General features: G+C 60.4%; 17 protein-coding genes. 6 read left to right on the top strand and 11 right to left on the bottom strand.

The features are described from left to right. Positions 1-238 precede the first annotated feature (238 nt). Positions 239-511 carry a hypothetical protein gene (locus Q1B40_RS06405; RefSeq protein ID WP_299811563.1) on the top strand — a complete coding sequence of 91 codons (273 nt, stop codon included), beginning with the start codon at positions 239-241 and terminating at the stop codon, positions 509-511. Positions 512-534: 23 nt separating this feature from the next. On the opposite strand, the gene Q1B40_RS06400 is transcribed toward Q1B40_RS06405, so the two are convergent. Next, positions 535-1017 (bottom strand): MarR family winged helix-turn-helix transcriptional regulator, encoded by a 483-nt coding sequence (locus Q1B40_RS06400; RefSeq protein ID WP_299811561.1) that lies wholly within the window; start codon positions 1015-1017, stop codon positions 535-537. Positions 1018-1183: 166 nt separating this feature from the next. On the opposite strand from Q1B40_RS06400, the gene Q1B40_RS06395 reads away from it, so the two are divergent. Next, entirely contained in the window at positions 1184-3109 is a 1926-nt protein-coding gene (locus Q1B40_RS06395; protein ID WP_299811559.1) for an FAD-binding monooxygenase, read from the top strand. A 2-nt stretch (positions 3110-3111) separates the two neighbouring features. Here Q1B40_RS06395 and Q1B40_RS06390 read toward each other — a convergent pair whose 3' ends face one another. Beyond that, positions 3112-4008, bottom strand: a complete 897-nt coding sequence (locus Q1B40_RS06390) for a LysR family transcriptional regulator (RefSeq protein ID WP_299811556.1) — start codon at positions 4006-4008, stop codon at positions 3112-3114. 101 nt (positions 4009-4109) lie between these two features. Here Q1B40_RS06390 and glyA point away from each other — a divergent pair, with 101 nt between their 5' ends. Next, positions 4110-5432 (top strand): aminotransferase class I/II-fold pyridoxal phosphate-dependent enzyme, encoded by a 1323-nt coding sequence (gene glyA, locus Q1B40_RS06385; RefSeq protein WP_299811554.1) that lies wholly within the window; start codon positions 4110-4112, stop codon positions 5430-5432. A 36-nt stretch (positions 5433-5468) separates the two neighbouring features. Here glyA and Q1B40_RS06380 read toward each other — a convergent pair whose 3' ends face one another. Next, a complete protein-coding gene (locus tag Q1B40_RS06380; protein ID WP_299811553.1) occupies positions 5469-6512 on the bottom strand; it encodes an AbrB family transcriptional regulator in 1044 nt (347 codons plus the stop codon). A gap of 184 nt (positions 6513-6696) precedes the next feature. Here Q1B40_RS06380 and hemN point away from each other — a divergent pair, with 184 nt between their 5' ends. Beyond that, entirely contained in the window at positions 6697-8073 is a 1377-nt protein-coding gene (gene hemN, locus Q1B40_RS06375; protein ID WP_299811551.1) for an oxygen-independent coproporphyrinogen III oxidase, read from the top strand. A gap of 283 nt (positions 8074-8356) precedes the next feature. On the opposite strand, the gene Q1B40_RS06370 is transcribed toward hemN, so the two are convergent. The 5 genes from Q1B40_RS06370 to Q1B40_RS06350 form a co-directional block, all read right to left on the bottom strand. After that, positions 8357-9070, bottom strand: coding sequence for a helix-turn-helix domain-containing protein (locus Q1B40_RS06370; RefSeq protein WP_299811549.1), 714 nt, complete (start codon positions 9068-9070; stop codon positions 8357-8359). 229 nt (positions 9071-9299) lie between these two features. Further along, on the bottom strand, positions 9300-9641 hold the full coding sequence (locus Q1B40_RS06365; RefSeq protein WP_299811547.1) for a response regulator: 342 nt from the start codon (positions 9639-9641) through the stop codon (positions 9300-9302). Between the two features lie 129 nt (positions 9642-9770). Continuing rightward, positions 9771-10382, bottom strand: a complete 612-nt coding sequence (locus Q1B40_RS06360) for a response regulator (protein ID WP_299811545.1) — start codon at positions 10380-10382, stop codon at positions 9771-9773. Positions 10383-10388: 6 nt separating this feature from the next. After that, on the bottom strand, positions 10389-11588 hold the full coding sequence (locus Q1B40_RS06355; protein ID WP_299811543.1) for a nitrogen regulation protein NR(II): 1200 nt from the start codon (positions 11586-11588) through the stop codon (positions 10389-10391). A gap of 74 nt (positions 11589-11662) precedes the next feature. Continuing rightward, a complete protein-coding gene (locus Q1B40_RS06350) occupies positions 11663-12835 on the bottom strand; it encodes a pyridoxal phosphate-dependent aminotransferase (protein ID WP_299812563.1) in 1173 nt (390 codons plus the stop codon). A gap of 391 nt (positions 12836-13226) precedes the next feature. On the opposite strand from Q1B40_RS06350, the gene Q1B40_RS06345 reads away from it, so the two are divergent. After that, entirely contained in the window at positions 13227-16745 is a 3519-nt protein-coding gene (locus Q1B40_RS06345) for a PAS domain-containing hybrid sensor histidine kinase/response regulator (protein WP_299811541.1), read from the top strand. An 89-nt stretch (positions 16746-16834) separates the two neighbouring features. Here Q1B40_RS06345 and Q1B40_RS06340 read toward each other — a convergent pair whose 3' ends face one another. Continuing rightward, positions 16835-19327 carry an EAL domain-containing protein gene (locus Q1B40_RS06340; RefSeq protein WP_299811539.1) on the bottom strand — a complete coding sequence of 831 codons (2493 nt, stop codon included), beginning with the start codon at positions 19325-19327 and terminating at the stop codon, positions 16835-16837. Between the two features lie 293 nt (positions 19328-19620). Beyond that, a complete protein-coding gene (locus Q1B40_RS06335) occupies positions 19621-20301 on the bottom strand; it encodes a response regulator transcription factor (RefSeq protein WP_299811537.1) in 681 nt (226 codons plus the stop codon). Between the two features lie 550 nt (positions 20302-20851). Here Q1B40_RS06335 and Q1B40_RS06330 point away from each other — a divergent pair. Further along, a complete protein-coding gene (locus tag Q1B40_RS06330; protein WP_299812561.1) occupies positions 20852-21652 on the top strand; it encodes a thioesterase family protein in 801 nt (266 codons plus the stop codon). A 44-nt stretch (positions 21653-21696) separates the two neighbouring features. On the opposite strand, the gene Q1B40_RS06325 is transcribed toward Q1B40_RS06330, so the two are convergent. Next, complete coding sequence (locus Q1B40_RS06325; RefSeq protein WP_299811535.1) at positions 21697-22266, bottom strand: hypothetical protein; 570 nt, start codon at positions 22264-22266, stop codon at positions 21697-21699. Positions 22267-22344: the final 78 nt, after the last annotated feature.

Raw genomic sequence — 22344 nt, 5'->3', positions numbered from 1 at the left:
GGAGAAGTCCGAAAAAAGCCGTAATCCAGACACCGCTATCTATAATCCGGGCAAAATCACGGCATGAAAGTCGGCGGAAAATATATTTTTCGTCTAATTGCGTGCCGATGCCGGAACAGCAACATCCATTCAGGACCGGGATGCGCCGGAAGGGTGATTTCACCAATCCATACCCTGGCGGATCCAGCCGGTTCGTGCCTTTCGAGGAAACTTCCGAAAGGCGTTGGAGTGCGGATTGATGTCCCTGAATTTCGAAGAAGACGACGCACGCGGCAGGCATCGCGTGCTTACGGCCAGCAGCCTGCTTAGCGTCGTATCGGCCACTGTCCTGATCGACAGTCTGATACTCGTCTTCTCCTGCCTGATCATCTGGTCGGTGGGAGGCTACCTGATGCTTTCCCTCATACCGTTCGCCATCCTGACCCTGACGGTTGGGCTGCCGACAGTCTGGGCCTGTGTTGCCGTCGCCGTGCTGGCTTTTCACGCCGAAACGGACCCGGAAAACAACTGACGGCGACAGCCCACGGCAAATCGCTACTTCGCGTTCCCAGGGTCGCCTGACACCTGGCGCAACGGTGCGCGGCTGAAGTCGTTCGCGGCGTCCGTCGCCTTGCGCAACAGGCGCATGAATTCCGTCGCCTCAGCCTCGTCGAGACCGCTCAGTATGAGCTTCTGCGCGGTCTCCACCGCCGGCTCAATCCTGTCCAGAGCGGCTTCGCCGGTCTCCGTCATGCGCAGAACGCGGGCCCGGCGGTCCGTGCCGCTGACCTCACGTGTCAAAAACCCCTTCTGCACCAGCCGGTCGACCACGCCTGCAATGGTCGTGCGATCATAGGCGATCAGACCCGCCAGCGTCGCCTGATCGATGCCGGGATGGGTGCGGACACGTACGAGCGCCGCGTACTGAACCGGTGTGAGGTCGAAACCGGCGCTTTCAACCTGTGCATGGAACACGGCAACCGCGATCTGCTGAAGGCGGCGCACCAGGTGGCCGGGCATGTCATTGATGTCTTTCACGGCCGTCTCCGAACCTCTCCACTCGAATTGACAGTATGCTGATCATCAGTATACTGAGTAAATATCGCATCTGTCGAGGCCAGTGTCAGCATCGCGGAAGGATTGTCAAAACGGGAGGCCGCCTCCGGCAGAGACGGCGGAACACGACGGGCGGAGGAACGGTCCCATGCAATTTCATCTGAACGGCTTCAAGACCGGTGATCCGGAAACCTGCGCGCAGACAGACATCCCCGGCATGCTGGCGAATACCGATGATCTTCCGGAGACCGTCGATGTCCTGATTGTCGGCTGCGGCCCGGCCGGACTGACCCTTGCCGCACAGCTTTCAGCCTTTCCTGCCATCCGCACGCGGATCGTCGAGCAGAAAGCGGGGCCGCTCGAGCTTGGACAGGCCGACGGTGTCGCCTGCCGGACGATGGAGATGTTCCACGCCTTCGGCTTCAGCGAAAAACTGATGAAGGAGGCTTACTGGGTCAACGAGACAACCTTCTGGAAACCGGATCCGGACCGGCCGGAGACCATCACCCGCAGCGGCCGGGTTCAGGACGTGGAGGACGGGCTTTCCGAGTTCCCGCATGTGATCCTCAACCAGGCCCGGGTGCACGACTTCTATCTCGATGTCATGCACAAATCCGCGAACCGGCTGGAACCGAATTATTCGCGGCGCATGGCCGGTCTTGAGGTCGACCCTTCCGAGCCTGAAGATGGATACCCGGTCACGGTTCATCTGGAGCGGACCGATGCGGGACATGAAGGAAAGACGGAGACCGTCAGAGCGAAATACGTCGTCGGCTGCGACGGTGCGCGCAGCACGGTTCGCAGGGCCCTCGGGCGCGAGCTTGCCGGAGATTCGGCCAATCAGGCCTGGGGCGTGATGGACGTGCTCGCCGTCACCGATTTTCCCGACATCCGGTTCAAGGCGCTGGTCCAGTCGAAGTCCGAAGGCAGCATCCTGATCATTCCTCGCGAGGGTGGTTACCTGGTGCGCATTTATGTGGAACTCGACAAGCTCAACGAAAACGAGCGCGTCGCGGGACGCAACATCAGCATCGATCAGCTGATTGCCGCCGCACAGAGAATTCTTCATCCCTATGCACTGGATGTGAAGGACGTTGCCTGGTGGTCGGTCTACGAGATCGGCCAGAGGCTGTGCGACCGGTTCGACGATGTTGCGGACGGGGAAGACCGCCCCCCGCATGTCTTCATAGCCGGCGATGCCTGTCACACCCACAGTCCGAAAGCCGGTCAGGGCATGAATGTCTCCATGCAGGACACATTCAATCTGGGCTGGAAACTCGCTCACGTGCTCCTCGGGCGAAGCTCCCCGGCTCTGCTGCACAGCTATTCCGAAGAGCGTCAGGAGACTGCACGGACGCTGATCGAATTTGACCGTGAGTGGTCACGCATGCTGAGCGCCCCGTTGAAATCGGAGCGCAACCCGGGCGGCGTCGATCCGGAAGACGTGCGCAGGCACTTCGTCGAGCATGGACGCTATACCGCCGGTACGGCAACGCGATACAGGCCTTCCGTCCTTACCGGCGGATCAGATCATCAGCACCTGGCGACCGGTTTTCCGGTCGGCATGCGCTTTCACTCCGCCCCGGTGATCCGCCTGGCCGACGCCAAGCCGGTCCATCTCGGACACACAGTCAAGGCGGACGGGCGCTGGCGTCTCTTTGCCTTCGCGGGCTCGGAAGATCCGATGGTGGAAAACGCCATGATCCACCGCCTGTGCACGTTTCTCGAAACCGCACCGGCCTCGCCGGTCAGAAAATACACCTCGGAAAGTGAGGACATCGATGCGGTCCTCGACGTGCGGGCGGTCTTTCAGCAGAGCCATCGCGACCTCTACCTGAGCCGCCTGCCGGACTTCCTGCTGCCCGCGAAAGGCCGTTATGGACTGAAGGACTATGAAAAGATGTTCTGTCCGGACGCGGAGAGCGACATTTTCGATATGCGCGGCATCGACCGCGCCTCGGGCTGCATGGTGGTCGTCCGTCCGGACCAGTATGTCTCACTGGTCCTTCCCCTGGATGCCCATGCGGACCTTGCCGCGTTTTTCGACAGGGTTCTGCTGGCTGAAGTGAATTAGGATCAGCTGGCGGTGTCGCCCGCAATAACCTGCAAGGCCTCCATGACCTGCTCCGCCGCACTGCCACGGCGACTGGTTGGCAGGAGCCAGAGGGAGATGGCCTCCCCCGCCGGCACTGTTTCCGAAAATGGCGCGACAAGGGCTCCGGACGCCAGATGAGGAGCGACCAGTGCCCGGCGCGACATCAGCACACCGACGCCGCTGAGGGCTTCCTGAAGGGCGAGCGCATAGAGGGAAAACACCGGACCGCGCGGTGCGAAGCCTTGACCCGGCATGACCTTTTCCGCCCAGGCGGCCCAGTCCCCTGCCCAGGCCGTGTCCGTCAGGCACACGGCATCCTTCAGGTCCTGAGGCTTTCTCAAACCCTTTGCCACTTCCGGCGTGCAGACCGGAAGAAGTTCATCCTCCGCAAAGCGAATACTGCCATCGGGTGATCGCGATCCGTAAAAGAGACAGAGATCGAACGGGACCCGTTTCAGGTTCGGCGGTCGTTCCAGCGCCGTCACAGAAATATCGATGCCGTCCAGATGTTCGCGGACGGCGGGCAGTCTCGGCGCCAGCCAGAGCTGGGCCAGGGCCGGCAGCGCGGCGATATGCACCTTTTGCGGCGCGGCATCGCGCCTGAGGTCCCGGACGGCTTCTCCCAGGACGTCGAATGCGGTTATGAACCCATGCAAGGCCCGTTGTCCGAGAGGCGTCAGGTGGACGCCGCGCGCCTGACGCACGAAAAGCGCCGCACCGATTTCCTGTTCCAGAGACTTGATCTGTGCGGCAACCGCCCCTGCCGTTACATGAAGTTCCTCGGCAGCGGGTGCAAAGCCGCCCAGACGCGCAGCGGCTTCGAAAGCCTTCAGCGCGTTGAGAGATGGAAACCGGGGGACTGGCGGTTCAACCGACATGGTAAGCCCTAATTTTTCTAGGCCTTTTATTTCTAAAATCTGATTTGCGATCAGGCAACCGCTCATTCAGTCTCTGGACACGTTTTCACTGGAGTTGAACCATGACCGTTCGTGATCTACGCCCCTGGCTGCCAGCCGTTGCGGCAGCGCGTATCGATGACATCACCGGCCGCACGCAAGCATTGTCATCTGCGCAGATCGCCTTGCGCATCGAAGCGCTGGCGCAGGAGAACCGTCAGATCCACGAGCGGGACTGCTTCAACCTCAACCCTGCGACAAACGTGATGAACCCGAGGGCAGAGGCTCTGCTCGCAAGCGGTCTGGGCTCCCGCCCGTCGCTGGGTTATCCGGGTGACAAATACGAGATGGGGCTGGAAGCCATCGAAGAGATCGAAGTGATCGCAGCGCAGCTTGCGGGCGAAGTCTTCAACGCCAAATACGCTGAAATCCGGGTTTCGTCGGGGGCACTGGCCAATCTCTATGCGTTCATGGCAACGACAAAACCGGGCGATGCGATCATCGCGCCGCCGGCTTCGGTCGGCGGGCATGTGACCCACCACGCTCCGGGCTGCGCCGGTCTTTACGGACTTGAGATCCACGAAGCACCGGTCGACCCGGACGGCTACACCATCGATCTGGACGGGCTGCGGGAACTTGCCCTCAAGGTGCACCCCAAACTCATCACCATCGGCATGAGCCTCAATCTTCATCCGCATCCGGTTGCGGACATCCGCGCCATTGCCGACGAGACCGGAGCCAAGGTGCTGTTCGACGCCGCCCACCAGTGCGGCATGATCGCCGGCGGTGTCTTTTCCGATCCGCTGGCGGAGGGCGCGCACCTCATGACCATGAGCACCTACAAGAGCCTTGGCGGCCCCGCCGGCGGATTGATCGTCACCAATGACCGGGACCTGTCGCAGAAACTCGATGCGATCGCCTTTCCCGGGCTGACGGCAAATTTCGACGTTGCCAAGTCGGCGGCGCTGGCGATCACGCTGCTGGACTGGCGGGACCATGGCAAGGCTTACGCAACCGAAATGGCGGCCACGGCCGCGGCGCTGGCCGAAGCGCTGGCAGCCGACGGTCTGCCTGTCTTTTCCACCTCCAAGGGCATAACCGCGTCCCACCAGTTCGCGCTGGAGGCAGCGGCTTTCGGCGGCGGGCAGACAGCGTCAAAGAAGCTGCGCAAGGCAGGCTTCCTGGCTTGCGGCATAGGCCTTCCGATTGCGCCTGTCGACGGAGACATGAATGGCCTGCGCTTTGGCACGCCTGAACTGGTCCGCTGGGGCATGACGCAGGAAGACATGCCTGAACTGGCGAAGCTGATCGCCGAGGCGTTGCGGTCCAACGACCCGGAGGCCATGGCCGGACGGGTGGCCGAATGGCGTCGAAGCTTCGACACGCTGCATTACATCAACGCATAGCCGATCTGGCGCAGCGGGAGCGGAAAGCAGGCTGCCTCATTTTTTGCCCAGAACCAGCGCTGTGATGAACGGCAGCACCAGTACCATGCCGGTAAATCTCGCTATCTGGTGGGCAGCGACGAAGGCCGGGTCGAGGTCGAGCATGTAGGCGAGGATCGTCATGACCTCCAGGCCTCCCGGCGCGTAGGCGAGCAAGGCCTGGCCGAAGGGAATATGCACCAGTTCGGCAACAAGCCATGCGCCCAGAAGCGATGTCACGAAAGCGGCAACAAACGCCCCCAGAGAAGCACCGAGTACGCTGACGAACTGGCGCAGGGTCATGGTACCGAACCGGCAGCCGATAAAGGCGCCCATCATCATGAAACAGGGAAGCGCGATATAATCCGGCAGGACCAGGAGCAGCACGCCACTGGCATTGAGCCCGGCGCTCATGAAGAATGCGCCGGTCATGCAGCCTCCGGGAACACGCAGTTTCACGGCTAGCCAGCTTGCGGCCAGACAGAGCGGCAGGCCGAACAGAAAATCGACCGGATCGGACACGACCGCCGGGCCGGCGCCGCCCGCCACCTCACCATTGGAGGCAACGACCGCGAAGGGCACGACCGCCACCAGTATGAACAGCCGCAGGGACTGGCTTGAGGCGATGCGCGGCAGGTCCGCCCCGCGCTCCGTGGCAAGGCCCATGACGTAGGAAAGCGCTCCCGGCAACGCGCCGAAATAGGCCGTTTCCTTCGACCATTTGGCGCTGAAATGCAGAACCGCGTACCCGGCATAGGTCACGCAGATCATGACCGGAATCAACAAGCCCATGGAAACGGGCCACTCGCTGACCCGGTCCACCACATCCGGATTGACACCTGCCCCCATGGAAATACCGAGCAGGACGAACATCGCGTCCCGCAGCCGGACAGGAATGTGGGTCCGGACACCACTGAGCGTGGCGATGGAAACGAACACCATCGCGCCGGAAAGCCAGGCCGCCGGCAGATCCATGTAGGAAAACACCGCTGCACCGAGAACAGCAATCAGCACTGTGACCACCAGGCGACCGGTGGAGGTTTCAAGCAGGGAAAAGATCATCAGGAACCATCGAATGATGCAGGGTTTTGACCCTTCAAGGTCCGACCCTAGACTCATTGATCATCATTTGCATGGTTGATTGCACCAATCAACTTGAACATGCCAGAGCTCTCCTTGCGCTCCCACGGCCGGCAGACTTGAGTAAGATCAAGGCGGGAAATGCCGATTGCCGGAAAATACGCTCATGATGAAAGATCCGCTCCCCCTCGCCATGCGCAACGTCCCGCGCTACACGAGCTATCCGACCGCACCGCATTTTCATGCAGGTGTGACCGGCGAAACCTATGCCGACTGGCTTGCAAAGCTGCCCCCCGCCGACTCGCTCTCGCTTTACCTGCATGTCCCCTATTGCCGGGAGCTCTGTCACTACTGCGGCTGTCACACCAAGGCGACGCTGCGCGAGGCACCGTTAAAGGCATACGCAGCAACTCTGTCGCGGGAAATCATGCTCGTCGGGGAGCATCTGAACGAGGCGGGGCCTGTCCGGCATATTCACTGGGGTGGCGGCACACCCAGCCTGCTGCCGAGGGAAAGTCTGATCGAACTGACCGGGCTCATGCGGGTGCTGTTCGATTTCGCTCCGGACATCGAACACGCCATTGAACTGGATCCGCGGCTGGTGACGTCCGAGCTGGCCGACACCCTTGCCACAATCGGTGTCAACCGCGCCAGCCTGGGCGTTCAGGATTTCGATCCCGGAGTGCAGAAGGCCATCGGGCGTGTCCAACCCTTCGAAGTTGTCGCCCGGGCGACGGCCGACCTGCGCGCCGCCGGCATCGGCGAACTCAATTTCGACCTGATGTACGGACTGCCCGGCCAGACGCCGGCGACGATCGCCGATTCGGTTGAAAAAACCTTGTCGCTTGCACCGGGCCGTATCGCCCTGTTCGGTTACGCTCATGTTCCCTGGATGCGCAAGCACCAACGGCTGATCGACGAGGCAGCGCTCCCCGGCCCGGCCGAGCGGCTGGCGCTCGCGGAGCTTGCCCGCGACGAACTGCAGAAGGCCGGCTATATCGCCGTCGGGCTCGATCATTTCTCGCGTCCCGATGACAGTATGGCCATCGCGCTGGCCGACGGGTCCCTGAAGCGCAATTTCCAGGGCTACACCACGGACCAGGGCGAACAGCTGATCGGTTTCGGCGTGTCGTCCATCGGACGGCTGTCGGCGGGATTTGTCCAGAACCGGACCGATGTCGGCAACTGGCAGCGGAGCATCGAAGCCGGGCAGTTGCCCGTTGCCAAGGGGCTTGCCCTCACGGCCGACGACCGCATGCGCGGCCGCATCATCGAGGAACTGATGACCAACTATGCCTGCGACCTGGCCTCGGTGTGCCGGGAATACGGCAACTCGATGCAGGACCTCGCGGATGCTTTCAGGGCTTTGGAAAGCCTTGCCGCAGACGGCCTTGTCCGGCTTGATCGCGGCGCAAACGACAACGCGAAGGTGGAGGTGACCGAAGCAGGCCGGCCCTATGTGCGGCTGGCGGCCGCCGCTTTCGACGTCTACCTGGCAGACAGTCAGGAAACGGGCAAGGCACGGCATTCGTCAGCTGTATGAGCGCTTTCTCAAGCTGATGCAGAAAACAAAAAAGCCGCGAATTATCGCGGCTCGCAGCCTTATGACACACCTTCAATTCGTCATCCCGGACGCAGCGTAGCGAAGATCCGGGATCGGTGAGCCGAGGGTTTTCTATTGGAAAGTGTCAGCTGCAACAGGGCTTGTGGCTCTCCGGTCCCGGCTCGCGCTTCGCTTGGCCGGGATGACAGCGGGAAAGCCAGGCTTTTTCAGCAGTCCAAGAGCCGCGAGTTATCGCGGCTCATGAAATCAGGCAGGTTCCGCCTCAATGCATTCCGGTCATCCGGCACAGGCTGCAGACCCTGTTCAGGTGGATCCTGTCGGCCTTGTCCACGCGGATCACGCCGCGGCGCTTCAGGTCGGAGATGACGCGGCTGACTGTTTCGATGGTCAGGCCGAGATAGTCGGCAATTTCCTGCCGGGTCATATGCAGCCGCAGATCGAAACTGTCGTTATCCGGATCGACCGGCCCGATGCAGCTTACGCCGCCGCGATCGGGAACAAGGTGCATCAGGAAACTCGCGACCCGTTCCACCGCCGATTTACGTCCCAGAAGAACGGCGTGTTCGTGAAGACCGCGCATCTGGCTGGACAGGCATCTTGCCAAGGTCCGCTGAAGATCATTCGACTGCTCGACGTGTCTCAGATCGACTTCCTGAACCGTTGCATCCATCAGCGTTTCCGCTGTGCAGTCGTTTTCATCGCCGTTCGCCAGACCGAAAATGTCGCCTGGCCGCAGCACTTCCACAACCTGGCGCCGCCCGTCGGGAAGAAGCTTGTAAAGCATCACCGAGCCGCTGAGCAATTCGTAAAGACGCTTGGCAGGATCCCCTTCGTAGTAGATGACCGCATGGGTGTCATAATGGACCGCCTTGCCGCCAAAATCGGAAAAGGATGTCGTCGCGGCCATTGGCACAGGCGTTCCGCCATGTGCGCCTGCTGCGCCCTGTCCCCGGGTACCAACTTCAAGATATGCCATGTGTCCCTCCTTCGTACAGAATTGCACGGTCTCAGATTTGCAATGACAACGGCTGCATCTTTTGAAGGTGCTGGAATGCACCGCAAGCGATGGAATCCGACCGTGTTTGCGTGGTGTCCCGTCCGACACCAGCAACTTGCAACCCGAACTCTAACTCCTTTAATTTTTTGGAGAAATGCGGGCGACTGCGTAAGAAAAACTACATATGGGTTGTAATGACGCAGGGGCTTTAGGCGAAAGCCGCGGAGATCGCCTCGATCGACAGGGGTTTTCTGAGAACCTTCATGTCGGGCAATTCCCGCAAATGCTGCGTCAGGGTCGCCTGCGTCTTTCCGGAGATCGCCAGAACCTTCGGCGCGTCCGGCATGAGCGAGAGCATACGAACGATTTCCGTTCCGCCGACTCCAGGCAGGCCGAGGTCGACAATGACCCAGTCTTCAGACGAAAGCGTAGCGCCCGCCAGAAAGGCTTCGCCGTCCGGATAGGTCCTGGAACGACGATCCATGCCTTCGAGCGCCAGGGCAAGCGCGTCGGCAACGGCGCTATCATCTTCAACGATATGAACTATCAACGGACCAAAACCCTTTCGTTCCGGTGACATACCGATCCGAAAGGACAGCCTAAGCGAGGAGGAGGTCAACTGCTGTACGTAAAAATGCCTATTCGCATTATTACGTATAAGGCATGCAGAGCGGGCGAATCACCCTCCCGCCTGTCCGCCTAAAACGATCCGAACGAGATCCGCGGCATTTCGCGCGCCGAGTTTTTCCATGATGCGCGCCCGATGCACCTCGACGGTTCGCGGGCTGATACCCAGCGTTCTGCCGGCTTCCTTGTTGGAGGCGCCGTTGGTGATTTCCTTCAGGACCTCCAGCTCCCGGCGTGTCAGCATTTCCGCACCGTGGAACGAGAGCGTCGTGTCCTGCGGTTGACGCTGCTTCATCGCCGCGATGCTTTCCTTCACCCGCTCAAGCACCGTTTCGGCAGAAAAGGGTTTCTCGACGAAGTCAAAGGCACCGTTGCGGATGGCTTCGACAGCCATTGGGATATCGCCTTGCCCGGAGATGATGAAGATCGGTGCGGGATAGTTTTCTGCGTTCAGAGCCTTGAGGATTTCGATGCCGGATCGGCCGGGCATGTGGACGTCCAGCATGACGCAGGCGGGCACGGCCTTGCTCGCCGATTTTATGAACGTGTCGCCGTCCGAAAAGGTTTCCACCACGTACCCTTCCATGTTGAACAGGACCGACAGCGCATCGCGTACCGCAGGATCGTCGTCAACAATATAAATGGCCTCGGCGTCAGCTTCCATTTGTGTCTAATCCTCACCCATGTGGTCGTCAGTTGAAAATGCGTTCAACGGCTTGTCTGAAAGGTCGGCCGGCGGGTCGACAGGCAACGTCAGCAAGAACGACGCCCCGCACCCTTTCGGCACGTTCTCAAGCCTCAAATCGCCGCCGTGATTTTGCGCGATCGAGCGGGAAATGGCCAACCCCAGTCCGACGCCTTTCTGTTTCACACCGGTGAAGGCTCGAAACAGGGTATCGACAAGGTCATCCGGTACTCCCGGACCGTTGTCTTTCACACGGAACTCGATCCGGTCCTCGTTCTTGCCGACGGACAAGATCACTTTTCTTTCCGGCAGGTCCGCAACCGCTTCGCGCGCATTGCGCAGAAGGTTGATGAGAATCTGGCGGATCTGCACGGGATCGGCCTGAAGCGGCGGCAAGTCGGGTTCAAAGTCGGAGTGAAGAAAGGATGGTCCCTCGCCGCTGCCCAGCTCGGCCATTTCCAGACAGTTCCTGGCCAGCTCCACCACATCTATGGTCTGGCGCTCAGGCGCCTTTTTCTCGACCAGTTGACGCATGCGCTGGATGATTTCGCTCGCCCGCTCGGCTTCCCGGACGGCCTTGCCGATCACTTCGAGAATAAAGGGATCAAGGGAGCTGTCGGCCTTGGCCTTGCGTGACACCGATTGCAGGTAAAGGAGCACGGCCGTCAGAGGCTGATTGAGCTCATGGGCGATTGCCGCCCCCATTTCGTCAAGAGCGCTGATCCGCGTCATGTGGAGCAACTGCGCCTGTGCCCTGGCAAGCCTGTCTTCAATCTGCTTGCGGGACCGCAAGTCGCGCAAGATACCGATAAACTGGCGCCCCACGGGCGTGGACGCTTCACCGACGGAAAGCTCGATTGGAAAAACCGTCCCGTCCTTGTGGCGGCCCTGCACTTCCCGGCCGATGCCGATGATCTTCTTTTCACCCGTTTCGAGATAGTTGGTCAGATACTGGTCGTGCGCGGCCGCATATTCGGTCGGCATGATCCGGTTGACATTGCGTCCGAGCAGATCCGCCGCCTCATACCCGAACAGGCTTTCACAGGCCTTGTTGAAGGCCAGAACCTGTCCGCGGTCGTTGATCACCACAATGCCGTCCGCGGCGGTATCGAACACACTTGTCAGGCGTGCGTCCGACTCGCCCGCAGTCTCCTCATCGTGATCAATAACGCTGTCGCGCGGCATCCGGTCACCCTGGTGGCAGTCACGTCCATCCAAGGTTTAAGGGGTTTCACGTATACCAGCAACCCACCAAACTTCTAAAACTCTGGCAACCAAGCACTTATTCGTCTCACAGCTTCCTCAAGGTGATCTTCGCGCCGGGCAAAGCAAAGCCGCAGATAGTGTTCACCGCCCGCACCGAATGCCGTGCCCGGAGCAAGACCGACCCCGGTCTGGCGCACCAGATCCAAAGCGAAACGGCGCGTATCGGTGACACCATCGATTGAAAAGAAGAGGTAAAACGCACCGTCCGGCGGCAGAACCTTCACCCGGTTCAGGCCTTGCAGACCTTTGATCACGCACTCCCGCCCCCTTGCGGCGCGCACCACCTGTTCCCCGAGGAAGTCTCTCCCCTCGGTCAATGCGGCCACCGCGCCCCACTGGGAGAAGGACGGCACGCCGGAGGTGGAGTATTGAATCAGGTTTTCGATCACCTGCCCGAGAACGGCCGGCGCCGAAATCCAGCCCACACGCCAGCCGGTCATCGCCCAGTTCTTCGACATCGAATTGACGAAGAGGATCTGGTCGTCCTCGTCGCAAATGTCATAGAAGGACGGCGCCCGCCGGCCTTCGCCATAATGAAAAAATGCATAAATCTCGTCCGCGATGATCCACAGACCATGCCTGCGGGCAAGATCGAGAAACTCTTGCAGCAAGGCTTCGCCCGCGACCCAGCCGGTCGGGTTGCAGGGGGAATTGAGGAAAAGCGCAGTTGTGCGCGGCGTAATCGCCGCCTCGACATCCTCGATGTACAGCCGCCAGCCGTCGTCCTCCACGCGCATGGGCACGGAAACCGCGCGAGCGCCGCGCAATCCTACGGCGGCGGAGATATTCGGCCAGGCCGGCGTCGGCACAATCACTTCGCTGCCGGCACCGGCAACCGCCTGGACGGCAAGCTGGATGGCTTGCATGCCCGATCCCGTCACAAAGAACCGCTCCGGTGAGAAGTCCTTGCCGTAGGTATCCTTGTGATAGGCGGCCAACGCCTCGCGTAATGGCGGGATGCCGCGCTGATAGGTGTAGAAGGTTTCGCCCCGCTCAAGGGAGCTGCTGGCCGCCTTGCAGATGAAATCCGGTGTGGGCAGGTCGCCTTCTCCCGCCCAGAGGGGGATCAGATCGTCCCTGCCCCAACCGGCATTGAAAACTTCGACTATTCCGCTTTCCGGAGCAAGTCTGGCTTCCGGGCTGAGGCGTTCGATCAGGCTGGTCAACTGGCTGGGACCTTTCAGGTTTACAACAGGCAATTTCCGCTGCCGGCCAAAATCAGGGCCGGGGACAGACCGGAAGAACGGAACAAGAGTTTGCCGGCCGGCCGTTGAATGACGGGCCTGGACGCAGCATACCCGGTTTGCCGCGCGAGGATTTATCAAAGGATGTGAACAAGACATCAACGGTGATGATCATTTCGGAGCCCCGGAGGACGGTCAGTTGTGGCCGCGCCACGTTCCCTCTTGATCGCATGGTGGATAGACAGGATGCGAAAGCTATGATCGGATTGTAAAAGCCTCCGGTCGGAACCCACGCGCCGGAAGCCACCAGCGGGTCCGAAAGAGACGCGCGGGACATATCATTCCGGTCGGGAGGACGGGACACCGTATCAGTATGCACGGATGGATCGTGATATTGGCCGCAACGGCCTACATCCTGCTGCTGTTCGCCATTGCAAGCTATGGCGACCGCATGCCCCGCCGCTATTCGTCGAGAACCGGCGGGCGGCCGTTCATCTATGCCCTGTCGCTTTCCGTCTACTGCACGTCCTGGACCTTTTTCGGCTCGGTCGGCAATGCCACCCGCAACGGCGCCGAGTTCCTGACTATCTATATCGGGCCCCTGATCGTCTTTGCGCTCGGTTACCCGCTGCTCAACCGGATCATCCAGATCTCCAAGGCCGAGAGCATCACCTCGATCGCGGATTTCATCGGTTCCCGATACGGCAAGAGCCAGTCTGTCGCGGCGGTGGCGACCCTGATCGCTGTGATCGGCGTCATCCCCTACATCGCCCTTCAGCTCAAGGCGGTGTCCTTGTCGATCACCACCATGATCGGGCCGCTGATTTCTCCCAGCGATATATTCACCCCAGTCTTCGACGACATCACGCTGCTGATCGCGCTCGGCATGGCCATCTTCAGCTGGGCTTTCGGCACCCGCCATATCGACGCGACCGAGCACCAGGAAGGCCTGATGCTGGCGATTGCCGCCGAAGCGGTCGTCAAGCTGATCGCCTTTCTGGCGGTGGGCATCTGGGTCACCTTCGCCCTGTTCGACGGCCCACTTCACCTGTTTCAGGCGATAGCCGAAGCCCCGGAAGTCGCCGAAATATTCGAAAAGCCTCCTAATCCCGGCAACTGGCTGGTGATGACGGTCCTCTCGTCCTTTGCGGTCCTGCTGCTGCCGCGCCAGTTTCATGTCACGGTGACGGAAAACAATTCCGATGCCGAACTGCGCCGCGCGGTCTGGATGTTCCCCGTCTATCTGGTGCTGATCAACCTGTTCGTGATCCCCATCGCCGCCGCGGGCCTGTTGCGATTTGGCCAGGACGTGAATCCGGACACCTTCGTTCTTGCCCTGCCAATTGATGCCAACCAGCACTGGATAGCCCTGTTCGCCTTTATCGGCGGCCTTTCTGCCGCCACCGCCATGGTGATCGTGGCGACCGTTGCCCTGGCCATCATGATTTCCAACGACATCGTTGTCCCGCTGCTGCTGCGGCGGCACGGCGAGGAGGAGATCATCCGTTCCGGCGGCAAGGACATGAGCAGCCAGCTTCTCACGATCCGGCGCCTGGCGATTTTCGCGATCCTGCTGCTGGCCTACGCCTACTACAAGGCGGCCGGCGACACCGCCGCCCTGGTGTCCATCGGACTGCTGTCCTTTGCGGCGATCGCGCAATTCGCGCCTGCCTTTGTCGGCGCGCTTTTCTGGCGCCGGGCGACATCCCTTGGCGCCATTGCCGGGCTCAGCGGTGGATTTTTCTTCTGGGCCTATACGCTTTTGCTGCCGACCTTCGCTCAGAGCGGCCTGATTTCCGACGGCTTCCTGCAGACAGGTCCGTTCGGTATCAGCATGTTGAACCCCCAGTCTCTTCTCGGACTTGAGCTGGATCCGTTCATACACGGCACGCTCTGGAGCCTGTTCGTCAACATCGTGCTGTTCATCGGCGCGTCCTTCCTGAGAAAACCGCTTCCGGCCGAAACCCTTCAGGCGAATGTCTTCGTACCGGCGGAACTGACGCCTTCGCCCAACCTGCGCTACTGGCGGACATCCGTTACCGCAGGCGATCTACAGGCCACAGTGGCCCGCTACCTCGGTGAGGAGCGGACAGAGCGGTCTTTTCAGCGGTTCGCCAGCGAAAGGGGAATCCAGCTCGATCCCAACATGCTGGCGGACGCCAACCTCCTGCGCTTTTCCGAACAGCTTCTGGCGAGCGCAATCGGCGCGGCATCCTCGCGCCTGGTGCTGACGTTGATGCTGAAGCGGCACGATCCGTCGACCAAGGGGGCAGTCAAGCTGCTGGACGATGCCTCCATCGCCATTCAGTACAACCGGGACCTGCTTCAGACCGCGCTCAACCAGGTGCGGCAGGGCATCGGTGTTTTCGACCAGGATCTGCGGCTGATCTGCTGGAACCGCCAGTTCCGCGATCTGCTCGGTCTGCCCGCAGAATACGGTCAGGTCGGCACCACGCTCGACGCGATCCTGCGCTTCAATGCGGAACGCGGCGAGCATGGCCCCGGCCCGGTGGAAGCGATTGTCGCGGACAGGCTGGAGAAACTCGTCCTGATCCAGGAGACCTTCCAGGAGAAACTGACCTCGAGCGGATCGGTGTTTGAAGTGCGGATCAGCCCGATGCCCGATGGCGGCATCGTGACGACCTACACCGACATCACGGAGCGGGTCATGGCCGAGGAAGCTCTCGCCCGGGCGAACGAGACGCTGGAGCGGCGGGTGCGGGAGCGGACCGAAGAGCTTACCCACGTCAATGAGCGCCTCGTGGAGGCTACCAGAGCCGCGGAAGAAGCCAATATCGGCAAGACCCGCTTCCTGGCTGCTGCCGGCCACGACATCCTGCAGCCGCTGAACGCAGCGCGCCTTTATGCGTCCGTCCTGGTCGACAAGCTCAAGGAAGGCGACGACGGCAGCCTGGCAAGCAATGTGGAATCGGCGCTGGAATCGGTCGAGGACATTCTGGGAGCCGTGCTCGACATCTCGCGTCTGGATACCGGCGCCCTGAAACCGGAGCCGACGGTGTTCCGACTTGATGAGCTCTTCCGCGGCCTGGCCCTCGATTTCCGGCCCGTTGCCGAAGAGAAGGGCCTGGACCTCAGGATCATGCCGACATCCCTGTCCGTGCGGACGGACCGGCGGCTTTTGCGCCGCCTGCTCCAGAACCTTGTGTCCAACGCGCTGAAATACACCCAGGAGGGCAAGATCCTGGTCGGCTGCCGCAGGCGGGGCAACCAGGTGCTTGTCGAGATCCATGACACGGGAATGGGCATCCCCAAGAACAAGCAGAAGGCCATTTTTCAGGAATTCCACCGCCTCGACGACGGAATGCGGATGGCAAAGGGGCTCGGGCTCGGCCTGTCCATCGTCGAACGGATCAGCCACGTGCTGGACCATCCGGTCGAACTGCGCTCTGAAGCCAATCGCGGCTCCTGCTTCTCCGTCGAATTGCCGCGCTCGGCCGCCATGCCGGATCTTGTACCGATCCAGCAGACGCCTGCCATCATAGGGCATCTGGACGGTCTGGTGGTGGTCGCCATCGACAACGAGCCCAACATCCTGAGCGGCATGCAACATTTGCTCTCCAGCTGGAAATGCCGCGTCATCGCCGCCGCCGACGATATCGAGGCAGCCGCGCTCCTGAACCAGTCAGGGCTGACGCCGGATGTCATCCTGGCCGATTACCATCTGGACAACGGAACCGGAATTGAAGCTATCTTGAAGCTGCGATGGAAATTCGGAAGCCAGATCCCGGCTCTGCTGATCACCGCGGATCGCAGCCGCTCGGTTCGCACCGAAGCCGGCGAAAAGGACATCACCTTCTTCAACAAACCGGTCAAACCGGCGGCCTTGCGAGCTCACCTGGCCCGCTTTCAGGCAGGGCATGCGGCGGAGTAGACAGCACTCGGCAAGGCAATTGGATGATGAAACTGGTTTATTACCTTAATCGGTGAGCAAGCTTCAACTCGACAAGGTGCTCAAACACTTCAGGCCTGATCCGCCTGCAGATCCCCTGTCGGATCCGGCTGGAGGGCCGGTAATCTGCCACGTTCCGGGGCATGGCTGGGAGCAGTGCTCGGCGAACGGTCTTCCCAATCCTCTTTTTTGATCCGGGTGATCTGAACGGGGCTGGCTGCCGGTTTGCCGAAATAATATCCTTGCATCGTGTCGCAGCCGAGGGTGCGCAGCGCATCGACCTGCAATTGGCGCTCAACGCCTTCAGCGGTCACTTCAAGTCCGAGATTATGCGCCAGGGCAATGACCGCCGAAATGATGGCGAGGCCGTCACTGCGTTCGCCGATCTCGTCCACGAAGGACTTGTCGATCTTGATCTTGTCGAACTTGTACTGCCGCAGATACGACAATGAGGAATAGCCCGTGCCGAAATCATCCAGCGCGATGCGGATACCGTGGCCGCGCAATGTCTCGAGCTTCTGTGAGGCGGAGCCGAAATCCTGAAGGAAAACGGATTCGGTGATTTCCAGAACCAGACGTTCGGGCGGAAATCCGGTCTCCGTCAGGACGGCCATGATATGCTCGACCAGGTTGGGATCCATGAACTGCACCGAAGACAGATTGACCGCGACGCTTTCCAGCTCCGGGCACCGGGCAGCGGCGGCGCAGGCCTTCTTCAAGACCCAGTTGCCGAGCGGCAGGATGAGGCCCGCATGTTCTGCAATCGGGATGAAGATATCAGGCGGGACTTCCCCTCTTGCGGGATGCAGCCAGCGCACCAGCACCTCGCTGGAGACCACCTTTCCGGAGCGTGCATCGACGATCGGCTGGAATTCGACATTCAGCTTGCCGTATTCGAAGGCTTCGCGCAGGTCGGATTCCAGCTCGCGGCGTTCACACACCTCCCGCTCCATCTCGCTCTCGAACGCAAGCGCCCGGCCGCGGCCGCCTTCCTTGGCCTTGTACAAGGCAATATCCGCCTTGCGCATCAGATCGTCGATCGTGTCATTGGATTCGCCCAGATGCGCGAAGCCGATCGTGGCACCGATGGCAAAGTCGCGGCGGCCGATCCTGAAGGGCTTACGCGTCACATTGACGAGTTCTTCCGCGAACACGGCAGCTGACTGGTCACAGACAAAGCTGCCGAAGGCTGCGAATTCATCGCCGCCAAAACGCGCCAGCATGGTTCTGCCCTCGCCGAGTTCGCTAAATCGTCCTGCGACCTGCCGGAGCAATTCGTCGCCCGCCGGGTGACCGCTGGTGTCGTTGACGACCTTGAAATTGTCCAGATCGATCAGGAACAATGTCAGCGAGGACTGTCCGTAGCGGTTCTGCTCCTTCAGAAGCTGCTCCGACTGTTTCAGGAACCAGCTCCTGTTGCCGATACCGGTCAGGGAATCGTGTTCCGCAAGATGCGAAACGAGCGCGCTCGCCCGTCGGGCTTCGGTGATATCGGAGGCAACACCCCGGTAGCCGGCAAACACGCCCTTGGCGTCAATGATCGGCCGGGCCGCCAGCGACCACCAGCGTTCCTCACCGTTCACATCCACGCCAATGACGATGTCCCGAAACGCTTCCTTCGAAGCGACGGCGATTTCCAGCTGGCCAACAGCTGTCCGCGCATCGCTGTCGTTCAAGGAATAAGCAAGATCGACCATGCGATGGGCATGAAGGTCCTGCTTCGAGCGGCCACTGGCATGAAGGAACCGGTCGGAAGCGTTCCTCAGGAAGCCCCTGGCGTCGGCTTCCCAGATCCAGTCGCTGTCTTTTTCCTCAAATTCATTGAGCAGCAGGGCAATCAGTTCGCCCCTCTGTTTCAGTTCCGCCTCGGCGAGAAAATGGGAGGCAAACAGCCATCCGGTCGATGTCACGCTGCCGACGACGACAAGCGTGAAACTCAACAGCAGAAAGAACAGCGGCCACATGAAAACGTTGCCGCCAATGGCGAGTGTGACCGTCGAGGCGATGAAAAGGATCGCCACCCAGCGAAAGGCCGCTTGTGGAACGGTTGCCAGGGCAAAGCCGCCACCGCAGATCATTGCCGTCGTCACGCATGAAGCGACCCACATCCCGGCAGTGTTGCCACTTGCAAAAGCGGCAATCGGCACAACCGCCCAAAGGGAACTGAGGATGGTTGCGTGCCGAACGGCTTTCGACAGGGCTCTGCGGGAGGCGAGTTCGATCGGCGCCCGTTTCGCCCTGAGCCATTTGAACGTCGTGACGCAGAGCAGGGCCGCAATTGCGGACAGCCAGACCGCCACATAGGAAACCGGCAGGAACTGCAGAAAAATCGGTGCAACGACTATCGCGTTGATGACGTTTGCGATGATGACGAAAGGTGTGAGCCGGGCGATGCCGGCTATCTGTGCGGCGCGGACACGTCTTGCCAGCAGCTCCTCGACCACCGGGTAGCCGAAGGCCAGAAGAAGACCGCGCGTGGTGTCCGGGCCGGATGTCTCAGTCTGCCGCGACAACAACTGCCAGTCGCGATTCCTGTCGTGGGAACCTGGAGACAGAAATGCCATGCAGACCGTCCTGAGGATCAGTTTCCAATTGGCATTCAACCCCATCTCATCTCGCAATCGCTTCCCGTTGAACCCGCGCGCATCGGGCCTGCAAGAAAAGGGATACAGGAATTCCCTGAAATTCCGGTAAAAACGAGCTTTGAAAGTCGGGGGTATTTAGCGAGTACTTTTCACAAGGCCGCAACTCGCGGTTCATGCACGACAGGCAAGGCGCACCTCTGCGTCAGCCGCAGGCGACACCTTTTCCGGGCGGATTTTCCGAGGCTATTCCGGCGGTTACAGGCGCGGCCGGGTTACGCTTCCGCGGCTTCCTGCGTTTCCCCACCGAGCTGCCATTGACCGGCCTCGATCTTCGAGGCGGCGATGACCGCCTGGGTCCGGCTTTCCACGCCGAGCTTCTGCAAGATGGCGGACACATGTGCTTTCACAGTCGCCTCGGACACCGACAATTCATAGGCGATCTGCTTGTTCAGCAGGCCCTCGGACAACATCATCAGCACGCGTACCTGCTGCGGCGTCAGTGTCGATAGCCGCTGCACGAGATCGCCGCTGCCGTCATCAGCCGTCAGATCGACGTCCGGCGGCGTCCACATGTTGCCGGACATGACTTCGGAGATCGCCTGGCGGATCACCTCGATGCCATGGGACTTGGGGATGAACCCGGATGCACCGAACTCCACTGCCCTGCGGATAGCCTGCGGGTCTTCGTTGGCGGAGACCACAACAACCGGAACACCGGAATATTGCGCACGCAGGTACATGAGACCTGAAAAACCGCGCATTCCGGGCATGGTCAAATCCAGGAGGATCAGATCGACATCGCCGTCCTTTTCCAGGCTCGCGGTGACATTCTCCAATGCGCCCGCCTCTTCGATGGCCGCATCCGGATACTGCGTTTCAAGCGTTTGACGCAGCGCTCCGCGAAACAGCGGATGATCATCCGCAATGATAAAACGATACGATGTTTCCGACACGTTGTTCTTCCTCCCTCAACGGTCTTCCTGCCGCTCCACCACCCTGAATTGCCGAGCGCCTCAGCCTCCCTGTGCGCTTCCAGGCCACCTTATCGACGGGATCTCAGGCATTTCGCCCTCAACCCCGGGTCGCGGCATTGTTTTAGTATGTTTGCAACAATGATTGCGCGCAAGTCAAACCATGCTTTCGGCCAAAGTGCTTTATTTCGCCGGGTCAGGAGATGGCGCATGAACGGCGCCTGTTTTTCGCGCGCGTTAAGTATAAATTCGAGTACAGAGCATTTTACACCCCAACAACTTAAAGTTTATTTTAATTCTTCCGCAGAAGAAATGCCATTTTTCTCCACGTAGACGGCCGCCAAACATAGAATCTTATCCACAGACTGCTTTTCTTGTTGAAAATTAACGCAAAGACGGCAACTAATGTCTGTCTTCAAAAACGTTCACATAATCAAAATCACTGAGCTCACGAAATTTTAGTATGACACTCCAGGCAACTTTATTTTCATTCGTAAATCGTTGGGAATGCGACGAAAACGATCACTTGAACGTGCAGTTCTATTTCAGCCGGTTCGAGGAGGCCGACCGACAGTTCCGGCTGGCTTCCGGTCTGAGCGAAACGCTCGTCGGTGCGCGCCGGGTACGGCATGTGCGTTACCACGAGGAACTTCGCACCGGCGATCTGATTACCGTACATTCCTGCGTCGCATTCGACGGGCCTCACATGCTGACGGTTGTGCACGAATTGCGCAACGCCGGCACCGGGACCCTCGCCGCCACCGCGCTTGACGGATATGAGCCGAGCGCGAATTCTGCAAAGACGCTGCGTCAGCGGTTCAAGGATTTCCAGTGCGCGATGCTTGCGGAGGCCGCCCCCAGGGGCATCCAGACCGGCCCGTCCGGTCTGCGGGCGACCCTTGCAGGTCTTGAGTCAAAAGGTGCGGAGATCTGTTATCGCGGCACGGTTCTGCCGCGCGACATCGGCATCGACGGCAAGGCGGATGACCGCTTTGCCCTGTCCTGCTGCACGGACGGCGTCGCCCATGTCTGGCAGCGCACTCCCATGAACCAGGCCTATCTGAACGAAAACGGCTTTGGCCGGGTTGCCGTGGAGATGAAGCTGAGCTGGGTAACGCCGCTGAAAACCGGCGATACCGTGGTGGTCACCACAGGCTTCACCGGGGTCAGCGCAAAAATGTTCACGATGCGCCATCATCTGTTTGAAAGCCGGACGGGGCGTCTGGCGGCAACACTGGACGTCGTGGCGCTGACGATGGACCTCAAGACACGCACTGCCGTGGACCTGCCCGTCGAAGCGCATCAGAGCATCAGCAAGATGCTGATTGACTAAGGCGCTGACACTGAAATGAAGATGACGGCTACGTCGTCCCGGTTTCAGTTGCCGTTGCCTTCGTCCTCACCCTGAAAATCCTTCTGAAGGTCGCGAACCATGCCGAAAAAGCGGCGCATGGCGCTTTCGGTGAAGGTCAGAACCTTTTCAAGCTCTTCCTCGTCCTCCTCGCGCAACTTCGAGGTCTGGTCCTTGCCGTCGTTCCCGGACTTCGGCCGGTCGAGCGCCGACCCGGGGGGCAGAAGCTTTTGCGTGCCTTCCCGTGTCTCGTCAAAGTCTCCGGCTTCCAGTTCCTCGATGCGGACCGCCAGCCGGTCGATCTCTTCGGAAAGCTCGTTGATCTCGGCGAGGTAGGCCTCCTCGGCCAGGGGAACCGGGTTACAGCGCCAGGCATCGCTTCGCTCGACGCAGACAGAAACCGTGCCGTTCTGCCTGTCGACCCTGAGGATTTCATCGTCGACCGCGACAAGCGAATAGCGGCCGGGCTGACCTTCGGTCACGGCCTGGGACGTTTGTGGATCAACCTTGTCCTGGGCGATCGCCGCGCCGGCCAGCAGGGCCAGGGCCGGAACGCTTCCCAGAATGGATGCAGACAGGGTTTTGCTGAAAGTCATGAACACCTCTGGGTCTACAATTGCTGGCAGCTCAATCCTGCCAATTCATACTTGCCCGATGCTTGCCACGATTCCATG

This window comes from uncultured Roseibium sp. (genome assembly GCF_947496995.1).
Lineage (GTDB): Bacteria > Pseudomonadota > Alphaproteobacteria > Rhizobiales > Stappiaceae > Roseibium.
Note: the sequence above shows the minus strand (reverse complement) of the source record. Positions and strands in the feature narration are given on the sequence as shown.